Origin of the sequence: Streptomyces sindenensis (assembly GCF_014649035.1) — a bacterium.
GTDB lineage: Bacteria > Actinomycetota > Actinomycetes > Streptomycetales > Streptomycetaceae > Streptomyces > Streptomyces sindenensis.
In genome coordinates, this window is record NZ_BMSG01000005.1 from 16184 (window position 1) to 38836 (window position 22653).

Here is a 22653-nt window from a genome sequence, read left to right on the forward strand (position 1 = left end):
GGGCTCGATTCTGCCACTGCCCGGCCCCGGCGGGCCGACGGGCGGGGTCGGCCCGCCGGGGCGGGTCGTGGGTCAGGATCCTTCCTCGGTCGCCGCGGACGTGCCCGGGAGGGTGGGCGTCGGAGTGCGTTCCAGCTCGTGGCTGAGCTCCTCCAGCTCGCTGCCGCCCGCCATCTGCCGGGTCAGCTCGTCGAGCGTGATGTCGTCCTTGGTGTGGCTGCCGGACATCACTCCGCGCTTGAGCAGGACGAACCGGTCGCCGACGAGGTGGGCGTGGTGCGGGTTGTGCGTGATGAGTACCACGCCGAGGCCGGCGTCGCGGGCGGCCGCCACGTACTTGAGCACCACGCCGGACTGCTTGACGCCGAGGGCGGCGGTGGGCTCGTCGAGTACGAGGACCTTGGCGCCGAAGTAGACGGCGCGGGCGATGGCCACGCACTGGCGCTCACCGCCGGACAGGGTGCCGATGGGCTGGTCGACATCGCGCAGGTCGATGCCCATGCGGAGCAGTTCGGTGCGGGTCGTCTCGCGCATCGTGCGGACGTCGAGGCGCTTGAAGGGGCCGACGCCCGTCGTGGGCTCGGAGCCGAGGAAGAAGTTCCGCCAGACCGGCATCAGGGGGACGACGGCGAGGTCCTGGTAGACGGTGGCGATGCCCCGGTCCAGGGCGTCGCGCGGGTTGGCGAGGGTGGTCTCCTCGCCCTCGATGAGGAAGCGTCCGGCGTCGTGCCCGTGCAGCCCTGCGATGATCTTGATGAGGGTGGACTTGCCGGCGCCGTTGTCACCGAGGACGCAGGTGATCTCGCCCGCGTGGACCTCCAGCGAGACGTGTTCCAGGGCCTTGATGTTGCCGTAGAACTTGGACACGTCGTCCAGCTCGACGAGCGGGCCCGTGCTCTTCTCCGACGTGGCCGTCATGTCGTCGCCTCCGCGCGCTTGCGCACCCACGCGTTGAGCAGGGTGGCCAGGAGCAGCATCGCTCCCAGGAAGAATTTGAACCAGTCCGGGTTCCACTCGGCGTAGACGATGCCCTTGCTGGTCATGCCGAAGATGAAGGCTCCGACCGCCGAGCCGATCGCGGAGCCGTAGCCGCCGGTGATCAGGCAGCCGCCGATGACGGCGGCGATGATGTACGTCAGCTCGTTGCCGACGCCCTCGCCGGACTGGACGACGTCGTAGCTGAACAGCAGGTGCTGGCCGGAGATCCAGGCGGCGAAGGCGACGCCGAGGTAGAGCCCGATCTTGGTGCGGACGACGGGGACGCCGACCGCGCGGGCCGCGTCGGCCGCACCGCCGACCGCGAAGATCCAGTTGCCGAAGCGGGTACGGAGCAGGATCCAGGTGGCGAGCGCGACGAGGGCGATCCACCACAGGATGGTCACCTTGAACTCGACGCCGCCGAGGGTCAGCGTGGAGGCGAACAGGGCGTGGGCGGAGTCGAAGCCCTCCATGTCGCCGATGGCCTTGGTGGAGACGGTGCCGCTGATGAGCTTGGTGAAGCCGAGGTTCAGGCCGGTCAGCATCAGGAACGTGCCGAGCGTGATGATGAAGCTCGGCAGTTCGGTGCGGGTCAGCATGAAGCCGTTGAACGCGCCGATGGCGAGCGTGACCAGCAGGGACACGAGGACGCCGACCCAGACGTTGGCGGTCATCTGGTAGCTGAACATCGACGAGATCAGCGCGGAGCTGGTCACCAGGACGCCCGCGGAGAGGTCGAACTCGCCGCCGATCATCAGCAGGGCGACCGGGGCGGCCATGATGCCGAGGACCGAGGCCGCGTACAGCACGGTGCCGAAGCTGGACGCCTGGAGGAAGCTGTCGGCGACGATCGCGAAGAACAGGAAGACGGCGACCGCGCCGACGACCGAGCCCAGCTCGGGGCGGCCGAGCAGCCTGCGCAGCGGAGAGGTGTGCACGAGCCGCTCGTCGAGACGCTCCGGGGCGGCGGTGGAGCCGCTCATCGCGTGCCCCGCTTGGTGTAGTCGGCCAGGGCGTCCGCGTCGTCCTTGGTGATGACCTGCGGGCCGGTCAGAACGGGCTGGCCGCCGCCGAGCACGTTGCGGTTGTACCGGTAGAGCCAGAGCAGGTCGACGGCCTGGTACCCCTGGAGGTAGGGCTGCTGGTCGACGGCGAACCCGAGCTTGTCGGTCTGGAGGCCGGTGGCGACCTTGGCGTTGAGGTCGAAGGTGTCGATCTCGGCCTTGCTGCCCGCCGTCTGCTTGGCCTGGACGGCCGCGTCGGCGAAGGGCGCGCCGAGGGTGACGACCGCGTCGATGCTCTTGTCGGACTGGAGCTTGGCCTCGATGGACGCGGTGACGTCGGGCATGTTGGTGCCGTCGACGTACAGGTTCTGCATCGTGCCGTCGAAGGTCTTCTTCGCGCCGGCGCAGCGCTGCTCGTGGCCCACGTTGCCCTGCTCGTGCAGGACGCAGAGCGCCTTCTTGCGGTCCCGGTTGTTCAGCTCGTCGCCGACGGCCTCCCCAGCGATGGTCTCGTCCTGGCCGATGTGGGTGAGCGCCCCGAACTCCTTCGACTCGGCGGAGCCGGAGTTCACGGTGACGACCGGGATGCCCGCCTTGACGGCCTTGGCCACCACGGCCTTCATCGCGTCCGGCTTGGCCAGCGAGACGATCAGCCCGTCGACCTTCTTGTCGATCGCGGTCTGGACGAGCTGGGCCTGCTGGTTGCCCTCGTCGTTGTGCGAGTAGAGGAAGTTGATGTTGTCCTTGAGCGCCGCCTGTTCGGCGCCCTTCTGGACGATGTCCCAGAAGGTGTCGCCGTCTCCCGAGTGCGTCACCATGGCGAAGGTCCAGCGCGGGGTGTTCACCGCGGCCCGCCCCTCGGCGGCCTCGGCCGCGCGTTCTTCCGCCCGCTTGCCGCCGGTGCTGCTGCATCCCGCGGCCGCCAGCATCACTGCCAGCACGGCGCCCAGCGCGCGTACCCCTGTCCGAACCCTTGCCACGACACCGTGCCCTTCTTCTGCTGTGCGCTTCGCCTGACCGGGCCGGGGGTGTACGGTCCCGGGCCGACTGCCCAGTATCCCCGAGGCCCGCCCGAGGGCCCTGCGCGGGTGGCCGACGGTCACAGGAGCCTGGGCCACGGAGTCGCCGAGCGCAACCCGTGTGCCCGTACGAATCAAGCCCGTCCGGCGTTGGAGGACGGAACCGTCGCGGTGGTGTCGGCCGCGCCCGTGAGGCTCCTGTCCGCACCGTCGCGGTGGTGTCGGCCGCGCCGGTGAGGCTCCTGTCCGCCAGGCCCCCATGGCCGGATCCGGCGCGGCTACGGGCGGACCAGGAGCTGGAACTCGAACGCGTATCGCGCCGCGCGGTAGACGTGGGAGCCGAACTCCACCACCCGCCCCGTGTCGTCGTACGTCACCCGCTCCATCGTCAGCAGCGGCGCCCCCGCCTCCTCCTCCAGGGCCCGCCCCTCCCCCGCCGTCGCGGCGCGCGCGCCCACCGACTGGCGGGCGCTGTGCAGCGTGATCCCGGCAGCGCGCATCAGCCGGTAGAGGCCGGTGGCCTCCAGATCCTCGGTGCGCAGGGACACCAGCCCCGGCGGCAGGTGGTTGCGCAGGAGCGCCACCGGTTCGCCGTGCGCGCTGCGCAGCCGCTCCACGAGATGGACCTCGCTGCCCTCGGCGACGCCGAGCGCGGCGGCGACCTCGGCCGTGGCCGGTTCCGTCATGGTGCGCAGGACCGTGGTGGCGGGGCGCTGGCCCGCCGCCTCCAGGTCGTCGTAGAGCGAGCTGAGCTCCAGCGGGCGGCGGACCTGGCTGTGGACGACCTGGGTGCCGACCCCCCTCCGGCGCACCATCAGACCCTTGTCGACGAGCGTCTGGATGGCCTGGCGGACGGTCGGCCGGGACAGGCCGAGCCGCGCGGCGAGGTCGATCTCGTTCCCGAGCAGGGCACCGGGGGCCAGCCGGCCCTGCTCCACGGCTGCCTCCAGCTGCTGCGCCAGCTGGAAGTAGAGCGGCACCGGGCTGGTGCGGTCCACGCTCAGCGGCAGCGGCCGGTCGGTTCCATGTGCGGTCACGGGGCGAGCGTAGTTCGCTTGTCCGGACATGGCCATGGCGTCGCGTTTGTCAGGACAAACGCTTGACATGACGACCGGGCGAAGCCACCTTGGGGCCCATGCGCATCGGACTGATCGGAACGGGACGGATCGGGACATTCCATGCGGAGGTGCTGAGCCGTCACCCCGCCGTGGACGCCCTGCTGCTGGCGGACGCGGACCCCGGGCGGGCGGCCGCCGCGGCCGGGCGGACGGGGGCCGCGGCCGTCTCCGTGGACGATCTGTTCACGGGGGCGGGCGAGGCCCGGGGCGTGCCCGACGCCGTGGTGATCTGTTCGGCGACCGCCGCGCACGCCGGGCTCATCGCCCGCGCCGCCCGCGCCGGGCTGCCCGCCTTCTGCGAGAAGCCGATCGCCCTGGACCTGCCCGGCACGCTCGCCGCGCTGGCCGAGGTCGAGGCGGCGGGGAGCCTGCTCCAGCTCGGCTTCATGCGGCGCTTCGACGCCGGGTACGGCGAGGCCAGGGCCGCGGTGCGGGAGGGGAGGCTCGGCCGGCTGCACACCGTGCGGGCGGTCACCTCCGATCCCGTGCCGCCGCCCGCCGCCTACCTCCCGCTCTCCGGCGGGCTGTACCGCGACTGCCTGGTCCACGACTTCGACATCCTGCGCTGGGTGACGGGCCGCGAAGTGAGCGAGGTGTACGCCACCGGCTCCGACACCGGGCCCACGATGTTCCGGGAGGCCGGGGACGTGGACACGGCCGCGGTCCTGCTCAACCTCGACGACGGGACGCTCGCCACCGCCACCGCGACCCGGTGCAACGGCGCCGGGTACGACGTACGGATGGAGCTGGCCGGCGAGCTGGACCAGATCGCCGTCGGCCTGGACGACCGTACGCCGTTGACCTCGGCCGAGCCCGGCGGCCCCGGCGCCCCGGCGAAGCCCTGGCCGGGCTTCCTGGAACGGTTCGCCCCGGCGTACGAGGCGGAGCTGGACGCGTTCCTGCGCGTGGTTCGCGGCGAGCTGGCCAACCCGTGCGACGGGCGGGAAGCCCTGCACGCCCTGCGGATCGCCGAGGCGTGCGAGGTCTCCCGCCGCGAACGCCGGCCGGTGGCGTTGGCGGAGATCCCCGGCGGCTGAACGCAGCCCGGCCCGCCGCTACCAGGCGACCGGAAGGCTCAGCGGCCCCCGCATCAGCATCCCGGTGCGCCAGGTCAGCGTCGCGGGGTCGGCGGTCAGCCGCAGGTCGGGGCAGCGCTCCAGCAGCGACCGGATGGCGGTCCGGGCCTCGATGCGGGCCAGCGGGGCGCCCAGGCAGTAGTGGATGCCGTGCCCGAAGGCGATGTGGCCCCGGGCGTCCCGGGTGATGTCGAAGCGGTCCCCGCCGGGGTAGCGCCCGGGGTCCCGGTTGGCGTCCGACATCGCGACCAGGACCAGTTCGCCGCCGCCGGGGATCACCGTGCCGCCCACCTCGATCGGCTCGGTGGTGAAGCGGTACGTGGGGGTCTCCACGGGACCTTCGAACCGCAGGATCTCCTCGACGGCGTTGTCGATCAGGGAGAAGTCCGCGCGCAGGGCTGCCAGTTGATCCGGGTGTGCGAGGAGGTTGTGCACGCCGTTGGTGATGAGGTTGACGGTGGTCTCGTGTCCGGCGACCAGCAACAGCCAGGCCATGCCGATCAGTTCCTCGCCCGACAGCCGGTCGCCGTCCTCGTCGGCGGTGTGGATCAGCGCGCTCAGCAGGTCCTCGCCGGGCTTCTCGCGCTTGTCGGCCAGCAGACCGGCGATGTACGCGGTCATGGCCTGGGTGGAGGAGGCGCGCACGGACGGGTCGATGGAGGAGACCGCCTGGCCCGACCAGGTGCGGAAGTCCTCGCGGTCCAGGAACGGCACGCCGAGCAGCTCGCAGATCACCGACATCGGCAGCGGGAAGGACAGCGCCTCGACGAGGTCGGCCGAGCGTTTTGGAGCCGCGAGCATGGCGTCCAGCAGCTCGTCGGTCATCTGCTGTATCCGTGGTGCCAGTTGCTCCATGCGGCGCGGGGTGAACTCACGGGCGACCAGCTTGCGCAGCCGGGTGTGGTCGGGGGCGTCGGAGCCGAGCATCGAGGAGCCCGCCGACACCTTGCTGACCCCGAGCGTGGGTGAGGCGCGGCTCCAGTGTTTGGAGAGCCGCTGGTCGGCGAGGAGGGCGCGGCCCGCCTCGTATCCGACGACGAGCCAGGCGTCCGCGCCTTCGGGGATCCGGACCCGGTGGACCGGGCCCTTCGCGCGCAGCGCGGCGTAGGCCGGGTAGGGATCGCGAGTGAACTGATCGCCGAGGGCGGCGAGATCGACCAGGGGTTCGGTGGTCAACACGGTTCCCTTCTCGATGGGGTGCGGCACCTCACGGTGGCGCCGCGCCTCGATGGGCGCGGCGGACGGAGGCCGTCGCGTTCAGCCTAGGCGGCTCCCGCCCTCGTCGTCCGTGTCGAGGAGCCCCGCGTCGTGGACCAACAGCGCGATCTGTACCCGGTTGTTGAGTTCGAGTTTGGCGAGAATCCGTGAGACGTGGGTCTTGACGGTGGCGACGCTGAGGTAGAGGGAGGCCGCGATCTCCGCGTTGGAGCCGCCGCGGCCGACGGCGACGGCGACTTCCCGCTCCCGTTCGGCGAGTCGGCCCAGACGGCTGCGTGCGCGCTCGGTGCGGTCGGCCCGGTCGCCGTGCCCGCCGCCGGCGGCACGGGCCATCAACTGGCGGGTGACGGCGGGCGAGAGGACCGGGTCCCCGGCTGCGACCCGGCGGACCGAGTCGACGATCCGGGCCGGCGGGGTGTCTTTCAGGACGAATCCCGCCGCCCCGGCCCGGATGGCCCGGAGCACCTGTTCGTCGGCGTGGAAGGTGGTGAGGACGACGACTTCGGGGGCGTCGGGCCGACGGCGCAGCCGCTCGGTCGCGGTGAGTCCGTCCATGACCGGCATCCGGATGTCCATCAGGACGACATCGGGACGCAGCCGCTCGACCAGCTCTTCGGCCTCGGCGCCGTCCGCGCCCTCCCCGACGATGTCGATGCCCTGGTCGCCGCCGAGCATCAGGGTCAGTCCCGCCCGGACCAGCGGGTCGTCGTCGACGATGAGCAGCCGGACGGGCGCGGAGGGGGCCGGGGTTGGTGTCGGGGACGCCGGGGTGTTCATGACGGCCACCGTAGCCAGCCGGTGCGCGGGGCCGGTACGGCGGGCGTCGCTCGTTCCCGTGCGGACCGGCTGCCTCGCTCCCGTACGGCGGGCGTCGCTCGATTCCGTACGGACCGGCTGCCCCGCTCCCGCACGGCGGGCGCCGCCCGATTCCGTACGGACCGGCTCCCTCGCTCCCGTACGGCGGGCCTCGCCCGATTCCGTACGGCGGCGCTCACGAGGCGGGCCACGGGAGTCGGGCCCGGACCGCGAAGCCGCCGTCCTCCGTCGGGCCGTGTTCCAGCTCTCCCCCGGCGAGGGTGGCCCGTTCGGTGAGGCCGATGAGCCCCTGGCCGGAGCCGGGGACCCGTTCGAAGGGTTCCGTGGGGGCCGGGTTCACCACCTCGACGGTGAGGCCCTCGCCCGGGCCGCCGGTCACGGTGAGGCAGACCTCGGTGCCGGGCGCGTGCTTACGGGCGTTGGTCAGGGCCTCCTGCGCGATGCGGTAGACGGTGCGACCGGTGGCGGCGGGGGCGTCCCGGGGTTCGGCGACCCGGTTGTCGACGGCGACCTTCATGCCCGCGAGCCGGGACTCGGCGACGAGGGCGTCCAGGGTCGCGAGGGTGGGCTGCGGCCGGTGGGCCTCGTCCGTGTCGCCGGGCCCGCGCAGGACGCCGATGATCTCGCGGAGGTCCTGAAGGGCCTCGTGGGCGCTGTCCCGGATGACACCGGCGGCCCGGCCGATCTCGGCGGCGGGGGCGTCGGGCCGGAACTCCAGGGCCCCGGCGTGCACGCTCAGGAGGGTCAGCCGGTGGGCCAGGACGTCGTGCATCTCGCGGGCGATGGCCTCCCGGGCGAGGCGCTGGGCCTGTTCGGCCCGCAGTTCCGCCTCGGCCTCGGCGCGGCGGGCCCGTTCGCGGAGGGTGACGACGAGCTGGCGGCGGGAGCGTACGGCCATGCCCCAGCTGATCACCAGGAGGATCAGCAGGGCGCCGAAGAGCACCGAGGCGAGGAAGGACGTCGCCGGGTCGGGGCGCAGGAACGGCTGCACGGGTACCAGGGCCAGCGCGAGCGCCCCGACGATCGCGACCGGCTTGAACGGGCGGTGCACGGCCAGGCTGAAGAGGGCGACCAGCAGGGCCCCGGCGGCCACGGGCTCGACGACGGACACGACGGTGAGGGCGACGGCGAGCCCGACGGGCCAGCGCCGCCGGAGCCAGACGGCGCAGCAGGCCACCGCGCCGACCACGGAGTCGACGAAGACGACGATGTCGGCGGTCGTGTCGTCGGCCTCGATCGTGCCGAGGGCCAGCATGCCGATGCCCGCGGCGATGAGGAAGGCCGTGAGGTCGACGGCCCAGTCCCGTACGGTCCGCCGCGTCCGGATCCGGTCGTCCGGCAGGCCGGGGTCGGCCATCGCCGACGGGAGCAGCCAGCGGTACTCGGTGCGCGTCATGTCGACAAAGTTACGCAGCAGGGCGGCGGAGAAGCGCTCCGAGCGGCGCGGAAGCTACCAAAGTCGCACCCTGCGCTACTTTCGGCGCGGCGGGACGGGACCGGTGGCCGACGCGCCGGGCGCGGGGCGCGCGGAAAGCTCGGGCCATGAAGAAAATCGTCGAGACGGTCGGGTTCCTCGTCTTCATCCAGGGCGTGGGCGGGCTGCTGTACGAGTGGACCGGCTGGTTCCGTTTCTGGACGCTGGTGCGTCACATCGACTTCCTCAGCGACCGCATGCTGTTCGTCAACATCGTGCTGGTGGTGGCGGGGGCGGCCGTGATGATCGCGGCGGATTCGATCAAGACGTGACGAGGGGGTGTCCGGCGGATCAGGGCCGGACACCCCCCGCGGCGGCCCGCCGCCCCCACGCGGTGCCCGCCAGCACGAGGACCGCCCCGGCCGCCCCGAGCAGCCCGAGCTCCTCCCCGCCGAGGCTGATGCCGACCGCGGCGGCCCACAGCGGTTCCGTACCGAGCAGCAGGCTGACCCGGGACGGCGAGGTGCGGCGTACGGACCACATCTGTACGAAGAACGCGAACAGCGTGCAGAACACGGAGAGGAAGACCAGGCCCGCCCACTCCCGCGCGCCGAAGCCCGCGGCTGTGCTCCACGGCGAGGCACCGGTTCCGGGGACGGCGGCGAGGGCCGCGAAGACGGCGACCGCGCCGCCGAGTTGGACGGTGGTCAGGGAGAGCGAGTCGGCGTCCCGTACCGCCTTGATCCGGGCCATGGCCAGGACGTGGACGGTACGGGCGAGGGCGGCGAGGAGCATCAGGAGATCGCCGGCCGAGGGGCTGGTGAATCCGCCGCCCTGGGTCAGCAGGACGACCCCGGCGACGGAGAGTCCGGCCGCGGCGACGAACCCGGCCGACGGGCGGACGCGGGTCACGGCGGCCTCGGCCAGCGGGGTGAAGATCATGGTGAGGCTGATGATCAGCCCGGCGTTGGTGGCCGAGGTGTGCACCACCCCGTACGTCTCCAGCAGGAAGATCCCGCTCAGCACCAGGCCCAGCACTCCGGCGCCCCGCCCCTGCGCACCGGTCAGCGCCCGCAGTCTGCGCCATCCGACCGCCACGAGCACCGGCAGCACGATCGCGAAGCGCAGGACGAGCACGGCGACGACGGTGTGCGTGGTGGTGATGCCCTTGGCGGCGAGATAGCTCGCGCCCCAGACGACGGCGACCGCCAGCACGGGCAGATCGGTGACCCAGGCGCGGCGCGGGGAGACGCCTCCCACGGCGGGCACGGCGGCAGCGGACACGTGGTTCTCCCGGGTTCTCCACGGAACGTGATGTGGAGACCTCACCGGCTCGCACGCGGAGTGATCACGCTACCCGCCGGGTTCCCGGAAAGGGAACACCTGTCTCGGCGGTCGGATCGTTCCCGGGCACCACCCGCCGCTCCCTAGACTGACGCCCGGGTAACGCTGAGGCACGGAGTGGTCACATGGCGTCGGTAAGGGCGGACGGGCGGGTCGAGCGGGGGAACCAGACCCGGCAGTTGATCCTTGGGCGGGCGGTGCAGATCGCCTCGGTCGAAGGTCTTGAGGGCCTGTCGCTGGGGAGGCTGGCCACCGAGCTGGGGTTGAGCAAGAGCGGGGTGTTCGCGCTGTTCGGCTCGAAGGAGGGGCTCCAGCTGGCCACTGTGCGGGGAGCGGTGGCCGTCTTCGTCGACCATGTGCTGCGCCCCGCCCGGTCGGTGCCGCCGGGGCTCGGGCGGGTCTGGGCGATGTGCGAGGCGTGGATCGCGTACTCCCGCGAGCGGGTGTTCCGGGGCGGCTGCTTCTTCTACGCCGCCACCGCCGAGTTCGACGCCCGCAGCGGCCGGGTGCACGACGCCCTGGCGTCCGCGCAGACGGGCTGGGTCACCTTCGTGGAGGAGACGATCGAGGAGGCCAGGGCCGCCGGGGAACTGGCCGGGGACACCGACGTGTGCCAGCTGGCGTTCGAGGTGATCGCCCTGCTGGAGCTGTCCAACGCGGAGTCGGTGCTCCAGAACAACAACCTCGGCTACGACAAGGCCGCCCGCGCCATCCTCTCCCGGCTGCGGTCGGCGGCGACGGGCCCGGGGCTGCTGCCGCCCCCGCGGTGAGCGCCGTGTCCCCGGCTGCTCCGCACCGGCCGCGCACCTACCCTGGCCGGGACGGGGCAGCGACGGCGAGGACGGGACCCAGCACATGTCCGGCACACCGGTTCACACGCTCAACGACGGCACCCGGCTCCCCGCGGTGGGGCTCGGCACCTATCCGCTCGACGACGCGGCGGCCGAGGAGGCCGTCGCCGGGGCCCTGGAGCTGGGCTACCGGTTGGTCGACACGGCTCTCAACTACGGCAACGAGACCGGTACGGGACGGGGCATCGCCCGCAGCGGCATTCCGCGCGAGGAGGTCGTCGTCACCACGAAGGTGCCCGGCCGGCACCACGGGTACGAGGAGACGCTCGCCTCGTTCGAGGAGTCACGGGCCCGCCTGGGCGTCGACTACGTCGACCTGTATCTGATCCACTGGCCGCTCCCCCGTGTCGACAAGTACGTGGACACCTGGAAGGCGATGATCCGGCTCCGGGAGGACGGTCTCGTCCGCTCGATCGGCGTCTCCAACTTCACCGCGGCCCATCTGGCGCGGCTGGAGCGGGAGACGGGGGTGCTGCCGTCGGTGAACCAGATCGAGATGCATCCGCTGCTCCCGCAGGAGGAGCTGCGGGCGGTGCACGCGGCGAAGGGCGTCGCGACGGAGAGCTGGAGCCCGCTGGCCCGGGGCCGGGAGGTGCTGGAGGACCCCTCGATCGTGGCGATCGCGGACGACCACGGGGTGACGCCCGGCCAGGTGGTGCTGCGCTGGCACACCCAGCTGGGCGCGGTGCCGATCCCGAAATCGGCGGACCCGGGACGGCAGCGCGGGAACCTCGATCTGTTCGGGTTCGAGCTGACGGCGCAGGAGTTGACGACGATCGCGTCCGGGCGGCAGCGGCGGTTCGGGGGCGACCCGGAGTCCCACGAGGAGTTCTGAGCGGGCCACGAGACCCGTCCGCGCGCGACGACCGGCCCGGGCGCACCGCGATCCCCCCTGCGATCGCGGTGCGTCCGGGCCGGGTCCGCCGTTCGGGGTCAGACACTTCCAGCGCCGCGCGGCAGGCGGCAGTTCGGCGACAGGGCTGGGTCCTGTCGTCGAACTGCCGTTGTCGCCCGCAGGGCGGCCGCGCGGCGTCCGGTGCGTGCGATCGCAAGGCGCCGGAGTGGTCTTGTAGCGGAGCTACCAGGGCATTTCGGCAACGCCGCGAGCGTGCGTGCCGGGCGTCGCACGGCAGGCGGCAGTTCGACGACAGGGGCCTAGCCGCCGAGCTCCCGGTGACGGGCCGCCAGGGCGGCCGCGCCCTCGTCGGTGAGCGATCCGAACAGCCGGAGCCGGGAGATGCCGCCGTCCGGGAAGATGTCGATCCGTACATGGGTGGCCCGGACGGTCCCGTCGAGCACGAAGCGGTGGTTGGTGTCGGGCTGGAGGCGGGTCCGGGGCAGGATCTCGGTCCAGTCGCCGCCCTCCCCGTCCCGTGCCGAAAGGCTCGCCCAGCCGGCCGAGTTGCCCTTGAGGCAGGCGCTGTCGATCTCGACGGCCCGGATCCCGGACCGGGCGGCGAGGGCGTAGCTGATCCAGTCGTTGCCCCGGTCGCGACGACGGCGGGTCTCCCAGCCGTCGTCCATCTTGCGGGAGCGGCCGGGCTGGATGGTGTTGGTGGCCGGGGAGTAGAACCGGTCGGAGGCGTCCTCGACCCGGCCGCCGTTCTCCAGGGCCGCGAGGTCGAACGTACCGAGGGCGGCGAGCCACGCGGGGTCCGGGGCGACCTCTCCGTACACGCGCAGCCGGGCGATCCCGCCGTCCGGGTGCTGGTTGACCCGCAGATGGGTGAAGCGCTGCTCGACGTCGACGGCGAACCCGTTGGCCGCGTGGCCGCCGACCGCCGTACGGGGGACGAGCGTCGTCCACTTCACGTCGGGGGCGAGGAGGTCTTCGGGGGACGGGGAGCCGGGCAGGGCGACGGCCTCGACGGAGACGGCCTGCGGGTAGTTGCCGCGGAAGTGGGCGGTGTCCAGGACGATGCCCCGGATGACGCCGGGCACGCCGAGCCGGACGAGGGCCCAGTCGTGGTCCTCGGCGGTGGGGTGGGGTTCGGCGGCGCTGATGCCTCGGCGGCGGCGGGTCTCCCAGCCGTCCATGATCTTGCCCTTGTGGCCGAAGTGCTCCGGGTCGAAGACGGCGGGCTCGGGCTTGAGGAGGTTCTCCCGCTCGGCGAAGAACTCGTCGTTGGCCGCGATGACTCCGGCGCCGAGGCGGCGGTCGGCCAGGTCGACGAGATGGGTGAAGGGGAAGTCGGCGGTGCGGTGGTCGGCGTACGGGTCGCCGCCCGCGTACGGGCCGGCGTCGCCGGTGAAGCGGGGTATCGAGGCGTCCGTCATGGTCGGGGGGTCCTTTCGGGCACGGTCGGGGGTCGCGTTCGCGGAGGATGCCGGTGGAGCCGGTGGAGCCGGTGGAGCCGGTGGGGCCGGTGGGGCTGGTGGGGCCGGTTCAGCGGTCCCGTTCCAGGAGGCGGCCGGTGGGCTCGGCGAGGACCCCGTCGGAGGCGATGCGGACGCCGCGCAGCCAGCTGGAGCGGACCACGCCGTGCAGGGTCTTCCCGGCGTAGGCGGTGACCTGGTTGCGGTGGAAGAGCTCGGCGGGGTCGACGGTGAAGGTCGCCTCGGGGGCGAGGACCGCGAAGTCGGCGTCGCGGCCGGCCTCGATGGCGCCCTTGCGGGTCAGCCCGGCCAGCTCCGCGGGGGCGGCGGACATCCAGCGGGCCACGTCGTCGAGGGAGTGGCCGCGACGGCGGGCCTCGGTCCAGATGGCGGGCAGGCCGAGCTGGAGGGAGGAGATACCGCCCCAGGCGGAGGCGAAGTCCGGGGTCTTGAGGTCCGTGGTGCACGGGGAGTGGTCGCTGACGATGCAGTCGATGGTGCCGTCGGCGAGCCCGGCCCACAGGGCGTCCTGGTTGGCGGCCTCGCGGATCGGCGGGCAGCACTTGAACTCGGTGGCCCCGTCCGGGACCTCCTCGGCGGTGAGGGTGAGGAAGTGCGGACAGGACTCGACGGTGACGCGGACGCCCTCGCGCTTCGCGGCGGCGATCAGCGGCAGGGCGTCGCTGGAGGAGAGATGCAGAACGTGGACGCGGGCGTTGAGCCGCTTGGCGTGGGCGATGAGCCCCTCGATCGCGGTGTTCTCGGCGTCGCGCGGGCGGGAGGCCAGGAAGTCGGCGTAGGCGGGGCCGGGGCGCTGCGGGGCGTCGGCCAGGTGGTGCGGGTCCTCGGCGTGGACGATGAGCAGGCCGCCGAATCCGGCGATCTCCGCCATGGAGCGCGCCAGTTGCTCCTGGTCCAGCTCCGGGAACTCCTCGACCCCGGAGGGCGACAGGAAGCACTTGAAGCCGAAGACCCCGGCCTCGTACAGCGGGCGCAGGTCCTTGACGTTGGAGGGGATCGCACCGCCCCAGAAGCCGGTGTCGACGTGCGCCTTGGGGGCCGCGACCCGCTGCTTGGTCCGCAGGTGGTCGACGGTGGTGGTCGGCGGGAGGGAGTTGAGCGGCATGTCCAGGAGCGTGGTGATGCCGCCCGCCGCCGCCGCGCGGGTGGCGGTCCAGAAGCCCTCCCACTCGGTACGACCGGGGTCGTTCACATGGACGTGGGTGTCGACCAGGCCGGGCAGCAGGACGTCGTCGCCGAAGTCCTCCGGACGGGCGCCCTCGGGCACGTCGGCGTCGTACGGCAGGACCGCGTCGATCGTCCCGCCCGCGACGGCGACCGCCGCCGGGCGGGTGCCCTCGGGGGTGACGACGCGCGTCGAGCGCAGTACCAGGTTCACGTCCAAACCGGACACCTGTGCTCCTTCACTCCAGGATGATCACAACAGGAATTCAACGAACTGTTGAATCTCCGATGGAGTCTTCACTCGGGAAACGCCCTCGTCAAGACCCCCCTTCCGGCACGGAGGGCCGACGGGCCGGTCCCGCCGCCACGACTAGAGGTTTCCACAAAGTAAAAGTCATATTTCGAACTGCGGAACGTAGCATGGGCCAGGAGGGGCGGCGCCGAGCCGTCCGCACCGACCGGCGGCACCCGGACAAACCAGGCCCTGACCGGCACGGACGCCGACCGGGGAGCTGTGGGCCGTACCGGAACCGCCCGGTAGGCTGCTGCCTTGCCTTCCGCTTCGAAAGGACCGTTGACGTGCCGCCGTCCCACGCCAGCACAGCCGACTCCAAGCCCTCCGCGTCCAGCGGTGGGGTGCAGTCCCTTGAGCGCGCCTTCGATCTGCTGGAGCGGATGGCCGACGCCGGGGGCGAGGTCGGGCTGAGCGAGCTGTCCGCGAGCAGCGGTCTGCCCCTGCCGACCATCCACCGGCTGATGCGCACCCTGGTCGTCTGCGGGTACGTACGCCAGCAGCCCAACCGCCGTTACGCGCTGGGCCCCCGGCTGATCCGGCTCGGCGAGTCCGCCTCCCGGCTGCTCGGCACCTGGGCGAGGCCCTACCTCAGCCGGCTGGTCGAGGAGACCGGCGAGACGGCGAACATGGCGCTCCTGGACGGGGACGAGATCGTGTACGTCGCCCAGGTGCCGTCCAAGCACTCGATGCGGATGTTCACCGAGGTCGGCCGGCGCGTCCTGCCCCACTCCACCGGCGTGGGCAAGGCGCTCCTCGCGCACACCCCCGCCGACGAGGTCCGCGCGCTCCTGGCCCGTACGGGCATGCCCGCCGCCACCGAGAAGACCATCACCACGCCGGAGGGCTTCCTCGACGCCCTGGAGCAGGTGCGGCGCGCCGGATACGCGGTGGACGACAACGAGCAGGAGATCGGGGTGCGGTGCCTCGCGGTCTCCGTACCGAACTCCCCCACCTCGGCCGCGATCTCGATCTCGGGCCCGGCGGGACGGGTGACCGAGGCGGCCACGGATCGGATCGTGCCGATCCTCCAGCAGGTCGCGGGCGAGCTGTCGGAGGCGCTGGCGAGCAGCGGGACGAACGGGGGCTGACCCCCCGGCGTCCCGCGCCCCGGCCTCCACACCCCGGCGTCCCGCGCCCCGGCCTTCACACCCCGGTGTTTCCCACCCCGGCCGGGGCCGTCAGCCGGCCGTCGTCCATCGTCACCGTGCGGTCCGTCCGGTCCAGATGCGCCAGGTCGTGCGTGACCAGCACGGTGGCGGTGGCGCGCTCCCGCGTGAGGGTCACCAGCAGGTCGAGCACGGCCCCGCCGCGTTCGTGGTCCAGTGCGCTGGTCGGCTCGTCGACGAGCAGGACCGCCGGTTCGTTCATCAGGGCCCGCGCGATGTTGATCCGCTGGCGCTGACCGCCCGAGAGCTGGTGCGGCCGCCGGTCGGCGCGGTCGGCCAGTCCGACCGCGTCCAGCAGCTCCAGTGCCCGGCCCCGGGCGCTCCGGGCGGATCCCCCGGACAGATGGCGCATGGCCTGGAGCTGTTCGGCGGCGGTCAGCGAGGGCAGCAGGCTGGGCTGCTGGAAGACGATGCCGATGCGGTCCCGGCGCAGCGCCGCCCGCCCCGCACGGCTCAGCCCGGCCGTCGGCGTCCCGGCCACGACGACCTGGCCGGAGTCCGGGGTGACCAGGGTGGCGGCCGCCGCCAGCAGGCTGGACTTGCCCGAGCCGGACGGCCCGACGACGGCGGTGAGCGTGCCCGCCGGGACGTCCAGCGAGACCCGGTCCAGGGCGGTGAGCCGCCCCTCGCCGTCCGGGTAGGTGAGGGTGACATCGGTCAGGGTGAGCGTCATCGGGCACTCCCGAGTGCGGTGAGCGGGTCGACGGCGGTGATCCGCCGGACGGACAGGGCGGCCCCGAGCGCGCCGAGGGCGATCATCACGGCGGCCGGGACGAGGACGGTCGCCGGGTCCAGGACGAACGGCACGGCTCCCCCGCCGATCAGGGCCCCGGCCCCGGCGGCGAGGGCGGCGCCCAGTCCCGTACCGAGGACGAGCATCACCACGGCCTGCCCGAGCGCGTCGCGCAGGAGGTACGGGGTCGACGCGCCGAGCGCCTTCAGTACGGCGACGTCGCCGCTGCGCTGGATCGTCCAGACAGTGAAGAACGCCCCGATGACGAGCGCGGAGATGGCGAAGAGGAAGCCGCGCATCAGTTGCAGCGACCCGTTCTCGGCCTGGTAGGAGCCGATCGCGGTGAGGGAGTCGTCGAGGGTGAGCGTGCTGGTGCCCGCCGCCTCGTCCCCCGCCGCGAGGTCCACGCCGCCGGTGGTGGTCAAAGCGATCACGGTCGCCTGTTCGGCGGGCCCGGCGCCGTCGTGGCCGATCTGCTGCCAGTCGTCGAGGGTGGTCCACACGACGGGCGTATGGCTGTACGAGGCGTCGGTGGCGACGGCGGCGACCTCGCGCTCGGTCCGGCCGAGCGCGATCCGGTCGCCGGCGGCGGCGCCCAGTTCCTCGGCCGCCTCCTCGGAGAGCACGACCCGGCCGGGGCCGGTCCCGTCCGGCCCGAGGGTGCCGTCCGGTTCGACGCCGAAGGCCGACACGGCGGCGCTCCGCTCACCGGCGGTGGCGTTCAGGGTGCGGATGCCGACCGGCTGTGCGGCCGCGACCCCGGGCCGGGCGGCCCAGGCTCGCCAGTCGTCCTCCCGGACGGTCGAGTCGGCGAACGACTCCGCCCGCCCGTCGGGGGGCGCGGCGAAGGCCAGGTGGTCGGCGTCGAGCCCGGTGACGGCCGAGGTGTTCTCCCGGGCCAGCCCGGCGGTGAGGCCGGACAGCAGGCCCACGAGCAACGTGATCAGCACCACGACCGAGCCCATGAGCGCGAACCGGCCCCTGGCGAAGCGAAGGTCTCTCCATGCGACGAACATGGCCCCAGCGTCGTCCGGCGCGGCCGGGAAGACATCGCGCGGCGGACGGGCCCGGGATCAACCTTTCGGTTGACCGGGTCCCAGGCCCCCGCGGCTACGCTGGACGGACCATGGATTCGCGATCGCACACCCACGTCACGGCCGCCCTGCGGCTCTGTCTGCACGCGCTGCTGGCGGGGCTGCTGGCCCTGGTGGTGGTGCGCGCGGTGGGCGAGAGCGCGCCGGACACTGCGGCGGTCGTGGCCGTGACGCTGCTGACGGCGGCGCTGTACGCGGCGGGGGCGCTGACCTCCTCCGTGCAGCCGGGAAGCCCGGCGGGGGCGCGGTGGCTGGGCGGGCTGTGGATCCTGTGGGCGGCGCTGCTGGTGCTGTCGCCGGACGCCATGTGGGTGGCCTTCCCGCTCTACTTCCTCCAGCTCCACTTCCTGCCGATGCGCTGGGCGCTGCCCGCCGTCGTGGTCACCGCGGCCGCCGCGATCACCAGCTTCGCCGTGCACCGGCAGGAGATCGAGCCCGGCGCGTTCATCGGGCCGCTGATCGGCGCGGCGGTCGCTGTCGCCACCGTCCTCGGGTACGACGCCCTGTACCGGGAGAGCGAACGGCGGCGCGAGCTGATCGTGGAGCTGGTCGCCACCCGGGCGGATCTCGCCGAGGCGGAACGTACCGCCGGGACGCTCGCCGAGCGCGAACGTCTGGCCAGGGAGATCCACGACACGCTGGCCCAGGGGCTGTCGAGCATCCAGCTGCTGCTGCGTGCGGCCGAGCGCTCGCTGCCCGAGGACGCCCCCGCCGGCGCGCATGTCCGTGCCGCCCGCGAGGCCGCGCAGGCCAATCTCGCCGAGGCCCGGTCCTTCGTCCGCGCCCTGACGCCGCCGGATCTGGAGCACGGTTCCCTGGCCGCAGCGCTGGAGCGGCTCTGCGCCCGTACGACCGCGCCGGACCTGACCGTACGGTTCGCCGTCAGCGGCACTCCGGTGGAGCTGCCGACCCCGTACGAGGTGGCCCTGCTGCGGACCGCGCAGTCGGCGCTGGCGAACACGGCGCGCCATGCGCGGGCCGGGCGGGCGGAGATCACCCTGAGCTTCATGGACACCTCGGTGGCGCTGGACGTCGTGGACGACGGGCAGGGCTTCGACCCGTCCGAAGCGCCGGTGCACGAGCGCGGCGACGGCGGCTTCGGGCTTCCGGCGATGCGGGCGCGCGCCGGGGAGTTGGGTGGTGCGCTGAGCGTGGAGTCGGCGCCCGGCCAGGGCACGGCGGTGGCGCTCACCCTGCCGCTGCCGGTCGCGGAAACGGAGCGTGCGGCATGACCGGGAGCGCGGGCGGGGACCCGATCCGGCTGCTGCTCGCGGACGACCATCCGGTCGTCCGGGCGGGTCTGCGGGCGGTCCTGGACACCGAGCCGGACTTCCGGGTCGCCGGTGAGGCCGCCACCGCCGAGGAGGCCGTCGCCCTGGCGGCGAAGGGCGGCCTCGACGTGGTCCTGATGGACCTGCAGTTCGGTGCGGGGATGCACGGGGCGGAGGCCACGGCGACGATCACCGCCGCGCCGGACGGCCCCCGGGTCCTGATCCTGACCACGTACGACTCCGACGCGGACATCCTGGCGGCGGTCGAGGCAGGGGCGAGCGGCTATCTGCTCAAGGACGCGCCGCCGCAGGAGCTGGCGGCCGCGGTGCGCACGGCGGCGGCGGGCCGTTCGGCGCTCGCGCCCTCGGTGGCCCACCGGCTGATGGACCGGATGCGCACCCCGTCCGCGGCGCTGACCCGGCGGGAGCTGGAGGTGCTCCAGCTGGTCGGCGAGGGTCTGTCGAACCTCCGGATCAGCAAACGGCTGTTCCTGAGCCAGGCCACGGTCAAGTCCCACCTGGTGCACATCTACGCGAAGCTGGGCGTCGATTCCCGTACGTCGGCGGTCGCGGCGGCCACGGCCCGCCGGCTCATCCGCCGCTGACGCGGCCCGCCCGGGCTCCGGACGGGGCGTTCAGCCGCGCGGGGGCTCACCGAAGAGGTCGACCGCGTTGCGCACCTCGCGCAGGGCCGACGCGACCGCGCTCACCGAGCCGATCGCCCCCGCGATCAGCAGCAGGGAACGGCGCATCCGGGGGATCTCCGGCACGCCGCTGACGGCCATGGCGTCCAGGGCCGCCAGCTCGTCCTCGGCGATCGGCCGGTCGGGGAAGTCGGTCCGGACGGCCGCCAGCTCCCGGCGCAGCCGCGAGACGGCCATCCGCAGCTCGGCCACCCTCGGGTCCTCGCCGCTGCCGGTCAGCCGCTTCTGTCCCACGCTTCGCAACACAGCACTCCCCCTCGCACGTCCTTGTGCCGGCGTCTCCCCCGAATCCGGGGTGGTGGCCAAGTCCCCGGGTTCGCCAGCAAGTTAACGCCATGACAGGCAGTGCGCGCCAGCCCACGGAAAGAAATCGGGGTTACCCCTGAGGGTGACATGCGTGTCGCGTGTGCGAAGGACTCAGTGGTATCCAGACCTCATGGTTGAGGACATGGCGACGGACAGGCCGCGCAGGGCGAAGAACCCCGAGGTCGCGGGGGTGCTGCTGGCCGCGGGAGGGGGCCGTCGGCTCGGCGGCCGCCCGAAGGCACTGCTGGAGCACCGGGGCCGCCCGCTGATCGAGCACGCGGTGCGCTCCCTGCGCAACGGCGGGTGCGGCCCGCTGCATGTGGTGCTGGGGGCGGCGGCCGAGGAGGTGCGGGCCCGGGCGGACCTCACGGGGTGCGCGGTGAGCGTGAACCCGGGGTGGGAGGAGGGCATGGGCTCCTCGCTCCGGCTGGGCCTGGCGGCCCTGAGCGCGACGGACGCGGACGCGGCACTCGTCCTCCTGGTCGATCAGCCGGGGATCGGCGCGGAGGCGGTGGCGCGGGTGCGGCTCGCGTACCGCTCGCGGATGAGCCTGGCGGCGGCCTCGTACGGCGGGGAGCGGAGCCATCCGGTGCTGTTCGGGGCGGACCGGTGGGCGGACATCGCGGCGGCGGCCGTCGGCGACCAGGGCGCGCGGAGCTATCTGCGGGAGCACCGCGATGCGATCACGCTCGTGGAGTGTTCGGATGTGGCCGAGGCCCACGACATCGACACCTCGCAGGACCTCAGGCATCTGGAGTGATCCGGAGCCGCCTCGGCGGGGCGGCCCGCCGGGGGCGGTCGACAGTCCGTGGCCGCGCTGGCACGCTGCGCCGCCGTCGGCCCGTTTCTGTCGACCCGGAGAATCTCGACATCAACAAACCATTGAACTTCCACCATGAGGAAACTACTATCCACTGGTCAGAAGCCCTCTGAACCTCAGACGGCACCCACGGCCGTATCTCGGAGCCATGGCACGCCGTGCCGTCTCAGGCGACCCGGCGGCCGTCGAGACGCCGCCGCCCGCTGAAGGAGTGACAGCTCATGTCCGCACCAGCGCCGTCCACGCTGGCCATCGTCGATGCCGAGCCCCTGCCCCGGCAGGATGAGGTCCTGACCGACGCGGCCCTCGCGTTCGTGGCCGAGCTGCACCGGCAGTTCACCCCGCGCCGCAATGAGCTGCTCGCCCGGCGCGGGGAGCGCCGCGCCGAGATCGCCCGCACCTCCACGCTGGACTTCCTGCCCGAGACGGCGGCGGTCCGCGCGGACGACTCCTGGAAGGTCGCGCCCGCCCCGGCGGCTCTGAACGACCGCCGGGTGGAGATCACCGGTCCGACCGACCGCAAGATGACCGTCAACGCCCTGAACTCGGGCGCGAAGGTCTGGCTCGCCGACTTCGAGGACGCGTCCGCCCCCACGTGGGAGAACGTCGTCCTCGGCCAGCTCAACCTGACCGACGCCTACGAGCGCCGCATCGACTTCACCGACCCGAAGTCCGGCAAGTCGTACGCGCTGAAGTCCGCCGACGAGCTGGCGACGGTCGTCATGCGCCCGCGCGGCTGGCACCTGGAGGAGCGCCACCTCCAGCTGGACGGCGTCTCCGTGCCCGGCGCGCTGGTCGACTTCGGTCTCTACTTCTTCCACAACGCGCAGCGCCTGATCGACCTCGGCAAGGGCCCGTACTTCTACCTGCCGAAGACGGAGTCGCACCTGGAGGCCCGCCTCTGGAACGACATCTTCGTCTTCGCCCAGGACTACGTCGGCATCCCGCAGGGCACGGTCCGCGCCACCGTCCTGATCGAGACGATCACCGCCGCGTACGAGATGGAGGAGATTCTCTACGAGCTGCGCGACCACGCCGCCGGGCTCAACGCGGGCCGCTGGGACTACCTCTTCTCCATCGTCAAGAACTTCCGTGACGGCGGCGCCAAGTTCGTCCTGCCGGACCGCAACGCGGTGACGATGACCGCCCCGTTCATGCGGGCGTACACCGAACTCCTGGTCCGCACCTGCCACAAGCGCGGCGCGCACGCGATCGGCGGCATGGCGGCCTTCATCCCCTCGCGCCGCGACGCCGAGGTCAACAAGGTGGCCTTCGAGAAGGTCAAGGCGGACAAGGACCGCGAGGCGAACGACGGCTTCGACGGCTCCTGGGTCGCCCACCCCGACCTGGTCCCGATCGCCCTGGCCTCCTTCGACGCGGTGCTCGGCGAGAAGCCGAACCAGAAGGACCGGCTGCGCGAGGACGTCTCGGTGGCCCCGGGCGACCTGATCGCCATCGACTCGCTCGACGCGAGCCCCACGTACGACGGCCTGCGCAACGCGGTCGCGGTCGGCATCCGCTACATCGAGGCCTGGCTGCGCGGCCTGGGCGCCGTCGCCATCTTCAACCTGATGGAGGACGCGGCCACCGCCGAGATCTCCCGCTCCCAGATCTGGCAGTGGATCAACGCGGACGTGGTCTTCGAGAACGGCGAGCACGCCACCGCCGACCTGGCCCGCGAGGTCGCCGCCGAGGAACTGGCCGCGATCCGCGCGGAGATCGGCGAGGAGGCCTTCACCGCCGGCAAGTGGCAGCAGGCCCACGACCTCCTGCTCCAGGTCTCCCTGGACCAGGACTACGCGGACTTCCTGACCCTGCCCGCGTACGAGCAGCTGCGCTGACCCGACACATCGCGTCACCTCACGTACGAGCAGCCGCGCCGTCCCGTCACGACGGACGCGCCACCGCCCCCGGCACCGCACAGC

22 protein-coding genes are annotated in these 22653 nt (G+C 72.8%); 9 read left to right on the top strand and 13 right to left on the bottom strand.

The genetic code is table 11. From position 1 onward, the window contains the following. Positions 1 to 72: 72 nt before the first annotated feature. The 4 genes from IE145_RS08350 to IE145_RS08365 all read right to left on the bottom strand — a co-directional run bounded on the left by IE145_RS08350 (position 73) and on the right by IE145_RS08365 (position 4038). A complete protein-coding gene (locus IE145_RS08350) occupies positions 73 to 918 on the bottom strand; it encodes an ATP-binding cassette domain-containing protein (protein ID WP_189520258.1) in 846 nt (281 codons plus the stop codon). Beyond that, positions 915 to 1961, bottom strand: coding sequence for an ABC transporter permease (locus IE145_RS08355; protein WP_189520259.1), 1047 nt, complete (start codon positions 1959 to 1961; stop codon positions 915 to 917). Before IE145_RS08355 ends, IE145_RS08350 begins: the two co-directional genes overlap by 4 nt. Beyond that, positions 1958 to 2962, bottom strand: a complete 1005-nt coding sequence (locus IE145_RS08360; protein ID WP_444545672.1) for a sugar ABC transporter substrate-binding protein — start codon at positions 2960 to 2962, stop codon at positions 1958 to 1960. Before IE145_RS08360 ends, IE145_RS08355 begins: the two co-directional genes overlap by 4 nt. Positions 2963 to 3279: 317 nt before the next feature. Then, a complete protein-coding gene (locus tag IE145_RS08365; RefSeq protein ID WP_189520260.1) occupies positions 3280 to 4038 on the bottom strand; it encodes a GntR family transcriptional regulator in 759 nt (252 codons plus the stop codon). A gap of 98 nt (positions 4039 to 4136) precedes the next feature. On the opposite strand from IE145_RS08365, the gene IE145_RS08370 reads away from it, so the two are divergent. Beyond that, positions 4137 to 5156 (top strand): Gfo/Idh/MocA family protein, encoded by a 1020-nt coding sequence (locus tag IE145_RS08370; RefSeq protein WP_189520261.1) that lies wholly within the window; start codon positions 4137 to 4139, stop codon positions 5154 to 5156. Between the two features lie 18 nt (positions 5157 to 5174). Here the strand turns inward: IE145_RS08370 and IE145_RS08375 are convergent, their stop codons facing one another. From IE145_RS08375 to IE145_RS08385, 3 genes are all read right to left on the bottom strand, one after another. Continuing rightward, the gene (locus IE145_RS08375; protein WP_189520262.1) at positions 5175 to 6371 is read right to left on the bottom strand and encodes a cytochrome P450 family protein; all 1197 of its coding nucleotides are present in this window, start codon (positions 6369 to 6371) and stop codon (positions 5175 to 5177) included. Positions 6372 to 6452: 81 nt separating this feature from the next. Next, on the bottom strand, positions 6453 to 7190 hold the full coding sequence (locus IE145_RS08380) for a response regulator transcription factor (protein WP_189520263.1): 738 nt from the start codon (positions 7188 to 7190) through the stop codon (positions 6453 to 6455). A 214-nt stretch (positions 7191 to 7404) separates the two neighbouring features. Then, a complete protein-coding gene (locus tag IE145_RS08385; RefSeq protein ID WP_189520264.1) occupies positions 7405 to 8625 on the bottom strand; it encodes a sensor histidine kinase in 1221 nt (406 codons plus the stop codon). 146 nt (positions 8626 to 8771) lie between these two features. Between IE145_RS08385 and IE145_RS08390 the strand changes: the two genes are divergently transcribed. Next, positions 8772 to 8975: a hypothetical protein gene (locus IE145_RS08390; RefSeq protein WP_189520265.1), complete on the top strand. Its 204-nt coding sequence runs from the start codon at positions 8772 to 8774 to the stop codon at positions 8973 to 8975. Positions 8976 to 8994: 19 nt separating this feature from the next. On the opposite strand, the gene IE145_RS08395 is transcribed toward IE145_RS08390, so the two are convergent. Beyond that, on the bottom strand, positions 8995 to 9927 hold the full coding sequence (locus IE145_RS08395; protein ID WP_189520266.1) for a DMT family transporter: 933 nt from the start codon (positions 9925 to 9927) through the stop codon (positions 8995 to 8997). 185 nt (positions 9928 to 10112) lie between these two features. On the opposite strand from IE145_RS08395, the gene IE145_RS08400 reads away from it, so the two are divergent. Continuing rightward, positions 10113 to 10757, top strand: a complete 645-nt coding sequence (locus tag IE145_RS08400) for a TetR/AcrR family transcriptional regulator (protein WP_189520267.1) — start codon at positions 10113 to 10115, stop codon at positions 10755 to 10757. Between the two features lie 85 nt (positions 10758 to 10842). Beyond that, on the top strand, positions 10843 to 11673 hold the full coding sequence (locus tag IE145_RS08405) for an aldo/keto reductase (protein WP_189520268.1): 831 nt from the start codon (positions 10843 to 10845) through the stop codon (positions 11671 to 11673). Positions 11674 to 11993: 320 nt separating this feature from the next. Here the strand turns inward: IE145_RS08405 and alc are convergent, their stop codons facing one another. Together alc and allB are read right to left on the bottom strand one after the other, a co-directional pair. Further along, positions 11994 to 13115: an allantoicase gene (alc, locus tag IE145_RS08410; protein WP_189520269.1), complete on the bottom strand. Its 1122-nt coding sequence runs from the start codon at positions 13113 to 13115 to the stop codon at positions 11994 to 11996. A 109-nt stretch (positions 13116 to 13224) separates the two neighbouring features. Further along, on the bottom strand, positions 13225 to 14568 hold the full coding sequence (allB, locus tag IE145_RS08415; protein WP_189520270.1) for an allantoinase AllB: 1344 nt from the start codon (positions 14566 to 14568) through the stop codon (positions 13225 to 13227). 350 nt (positions 14569 to 14918) lie between these two features. On the opposite strand from allB, the gene IE145_RS08420 reads away from it, so the two are divergent. After that, positions 14919 to 15722, top strand: coding sequence for an IclR family transcriptional regulator (locus IE145_RS08420; RefSeq protein WP_189520271.1), 804 nt, complete (start codon positions 14919 to 14921; stop codon positions 15720 to 15722). 55 nt (positions 15723 to 15777) lie between these two features. Here the strand turns inward: IE145_RS08420 and IE145_RS08425 are convergent, their stop codons facing one another. Together IE145_RS08425 and IE145_RS08430 are read right to left on the bottom strand one after the other, a co-directional pair. Further along, positions 15778 to 16473, bottom strand: coding sequence for an ABC transporter ATP-binding protein (locus IE145_RS08425; RefSeq protein WP_189520272.1), 696 nt, complete (start codon positions 16471 to 16473; stop codon positions 15778 to 15780). Beyond that, a complete protein-coding gene (locus IE145_RS08430) occupies positions 16470 to 17549 on the bottom strand; it encodes an ABC transporter permease (protein WP_189520273.1) in 1080 nt (359 codons plus the stop codon). Before IE145_RS08430 ends, IE145_RS08425 begins: the two co-directional genes overlap by 4 nt. 110 nt (positions 17550 to 17659) lie before the next feature. On the opposite strand from IE145_RS08430, the gene IE145_RS08435 reads away from it, so the two are divergent. Together IE145_RS08435 and IE145_RS08440 are read left to right on the top strand one after the other, a co-directional pair. Beyond that, positions 17660 to 18859 (top strand): sensor histidine kinase, encoded by a 1200-nt coding sequence (locus IE145_RS08435; RefSeq protein ID WP_189520274.1) that lies wholly within the window; start codon positions 17660 to 17662, stop codon positions 18857 to 18859. Continuing rightward, positions 18856 to 19503 carry a response regulator gene (locus tag IE145_RS08440; protein ID WP_189520275.1) on the top strand — a complete coding sequence of 216 codons (648 nt, stop codon included), beginning with the start codon at positions 18856 to 18858 and terminating at the stop codon, positions 19501 to 19503. The genes IE145_RS08435 and IE145_RS08440 overlap by 4 nt, the downstream gene beginning before the upstream one ends. A gap of 30 nt (positions 19504 to 19533) precedes the next feature. On the opposite strand, the gene IE145_RS08445 is transcribed toward IE145_RS08440, so the two are convergent. Then, positions 19534 to 19836, bottom strand: coding sequence for a DUF5955 family protein (locus tag IE145_RS08445; RefSeq protein WP_189520276.1), 303 nt, complete (start codon positions 19834 to 19836; stop codon positions 19534 to 19536). Positions 19837 to 20050: 214 nt separating this feature from the next. On the opposite strand from IE145_RS08445, the gene IE145_RS08450 reads away from it, so the two are divergent. Both IE145_RS08450 and aceB read left to right on the top strand, forming a co-directional pair. Next, positions 20051 to 20668 (top strand): nucleotidyltransferase family protein, encoded by a 618-nt coding sequence (locus tag IE145_RS08450; RefSeq protein ID WP_229825429.1) that lies wholly within the window; start codon positions 20051 to 20053, stop codon positions 20666 to 20668. A 281-nt stretch (positions 20669 to 20949) separates the two neighbouring features. Next, the gene (aceB, locus tag IE145_RS08455; protein WP_189520278.1) at positions 20950 to 22569 is read left to right on the top strand and encodes a malate synthase A; all 1620 of its coding nucleotides are present in this window, start codon (positions 20950 to 20952) and stop codon (positions 22567 to 22569) included. Positions 22570 to 22653 lie beyond the last annotated feature (84 nt).

Bases quoted from the DNA above. Each gene is read 5' to 3' on its own strand.
- IE145_RS08350 (WP_189520258.1), bottom strand. From the start codon at position 918: ATGACGGCCACGTCGGAGAAGAGCACGGGCCCGCTCGTCGAGCTGGAC.
- IE145_RS08355 (WP_189520259.1), bottom strand. From the start codon at position 1,961: ATGAGCGGCTCCACCGCCGCCCCGGAGCGTCTCGACGAGCGGCTCGTG.
- IE145_RS08370 (WP_189520261.1), top strand. From the start codon at position 4,137: ATGCGCATCGGACTGATCGGAACGGGACGGATCGGGACATTCCATGCG.
- IE145_RS08380 (WP_189520263.1), bottom strand. From the start codon at position 7,190: ATGAACACCCCGGCGTCCCCGACACCAACCCCGGCCCCCTCCGCGCCC.
- IE145_RS08385 (WP_189520264.1), bottom strand. From the start codon at position 8,625: ATGACGCGCACCGAGTACCGCTGGCTGCTCCCGTCGGCGATGGCCGAC.
- IE145_RS08390 (WP_189520265.1), top strand. From the start codon at position 8,772: ATGAAGAAAATCGTCGAGACGGTCGGGTTCCTCGTCTTCATCCAGGGC.
- IE145_RS08400 (WP_189520267.1), top strand. From the start codon at position 10,113: ATGGCGTCGGTAAGGGCGGACGGGCGGGTCGAGCGGGGGAACCAGACC.
- IE145_RS08405 (WP_189520268.1), top strand. From the start codon at position 10,843: ATGTCCGGCACACCGGTTCACACGCTCAACGACGGCACCCGGCTCCCC.
- alc (WP_189520269.1), bottom strand. From the start codon at position 13,115: ATGACGGACGCCTCGATACCCCGCTTCACCGGCGACGCCGGCCCGTAC.
- IE145_RS08425 (WP_189520272.1), bottom strand. From the start codon at position 16,473: ATGACGCTCACCCTGACCGATGTCACCCTCACCTACCCGGACGGCGAG.
- IE145_RS08430 (WP_189520273.1), bottom strand. From the start codon at position 17,549: ATGTTCGTCGCATGGAGAGACCTTCGCTTCGCCAGGGGCCGGTTCGCG.
- IE145_RS08435 (WP_189520274.1), top strand. From the start codon at position 17,660: ATGGATTCGCGATCGCACACCCACGTCACGGCCGCCCTGCGGCTCTGT.
- IE145_RS08440 (WP_189520275.1), top strand. From the start codon at position 18,856: ATGACCGGGAGCGCGGGCGGGGACCCGATCCGGCTGCTGCTCGCGGAC.
- IE145_RS08450 (WP_229825429.1), top strand. From the start codon at position 20,051: ATGGCGACGGACAGGCCGCGCAGGGCGAAGAACCCCGAGGTCGCGGGG.
- aceB (WP_189520278.1), top strand. From the start codon at position 20,950: ATGTCCGCACCAGCGCCGTCCACGCTGGCCATCGTCGATGCCGAGCCC.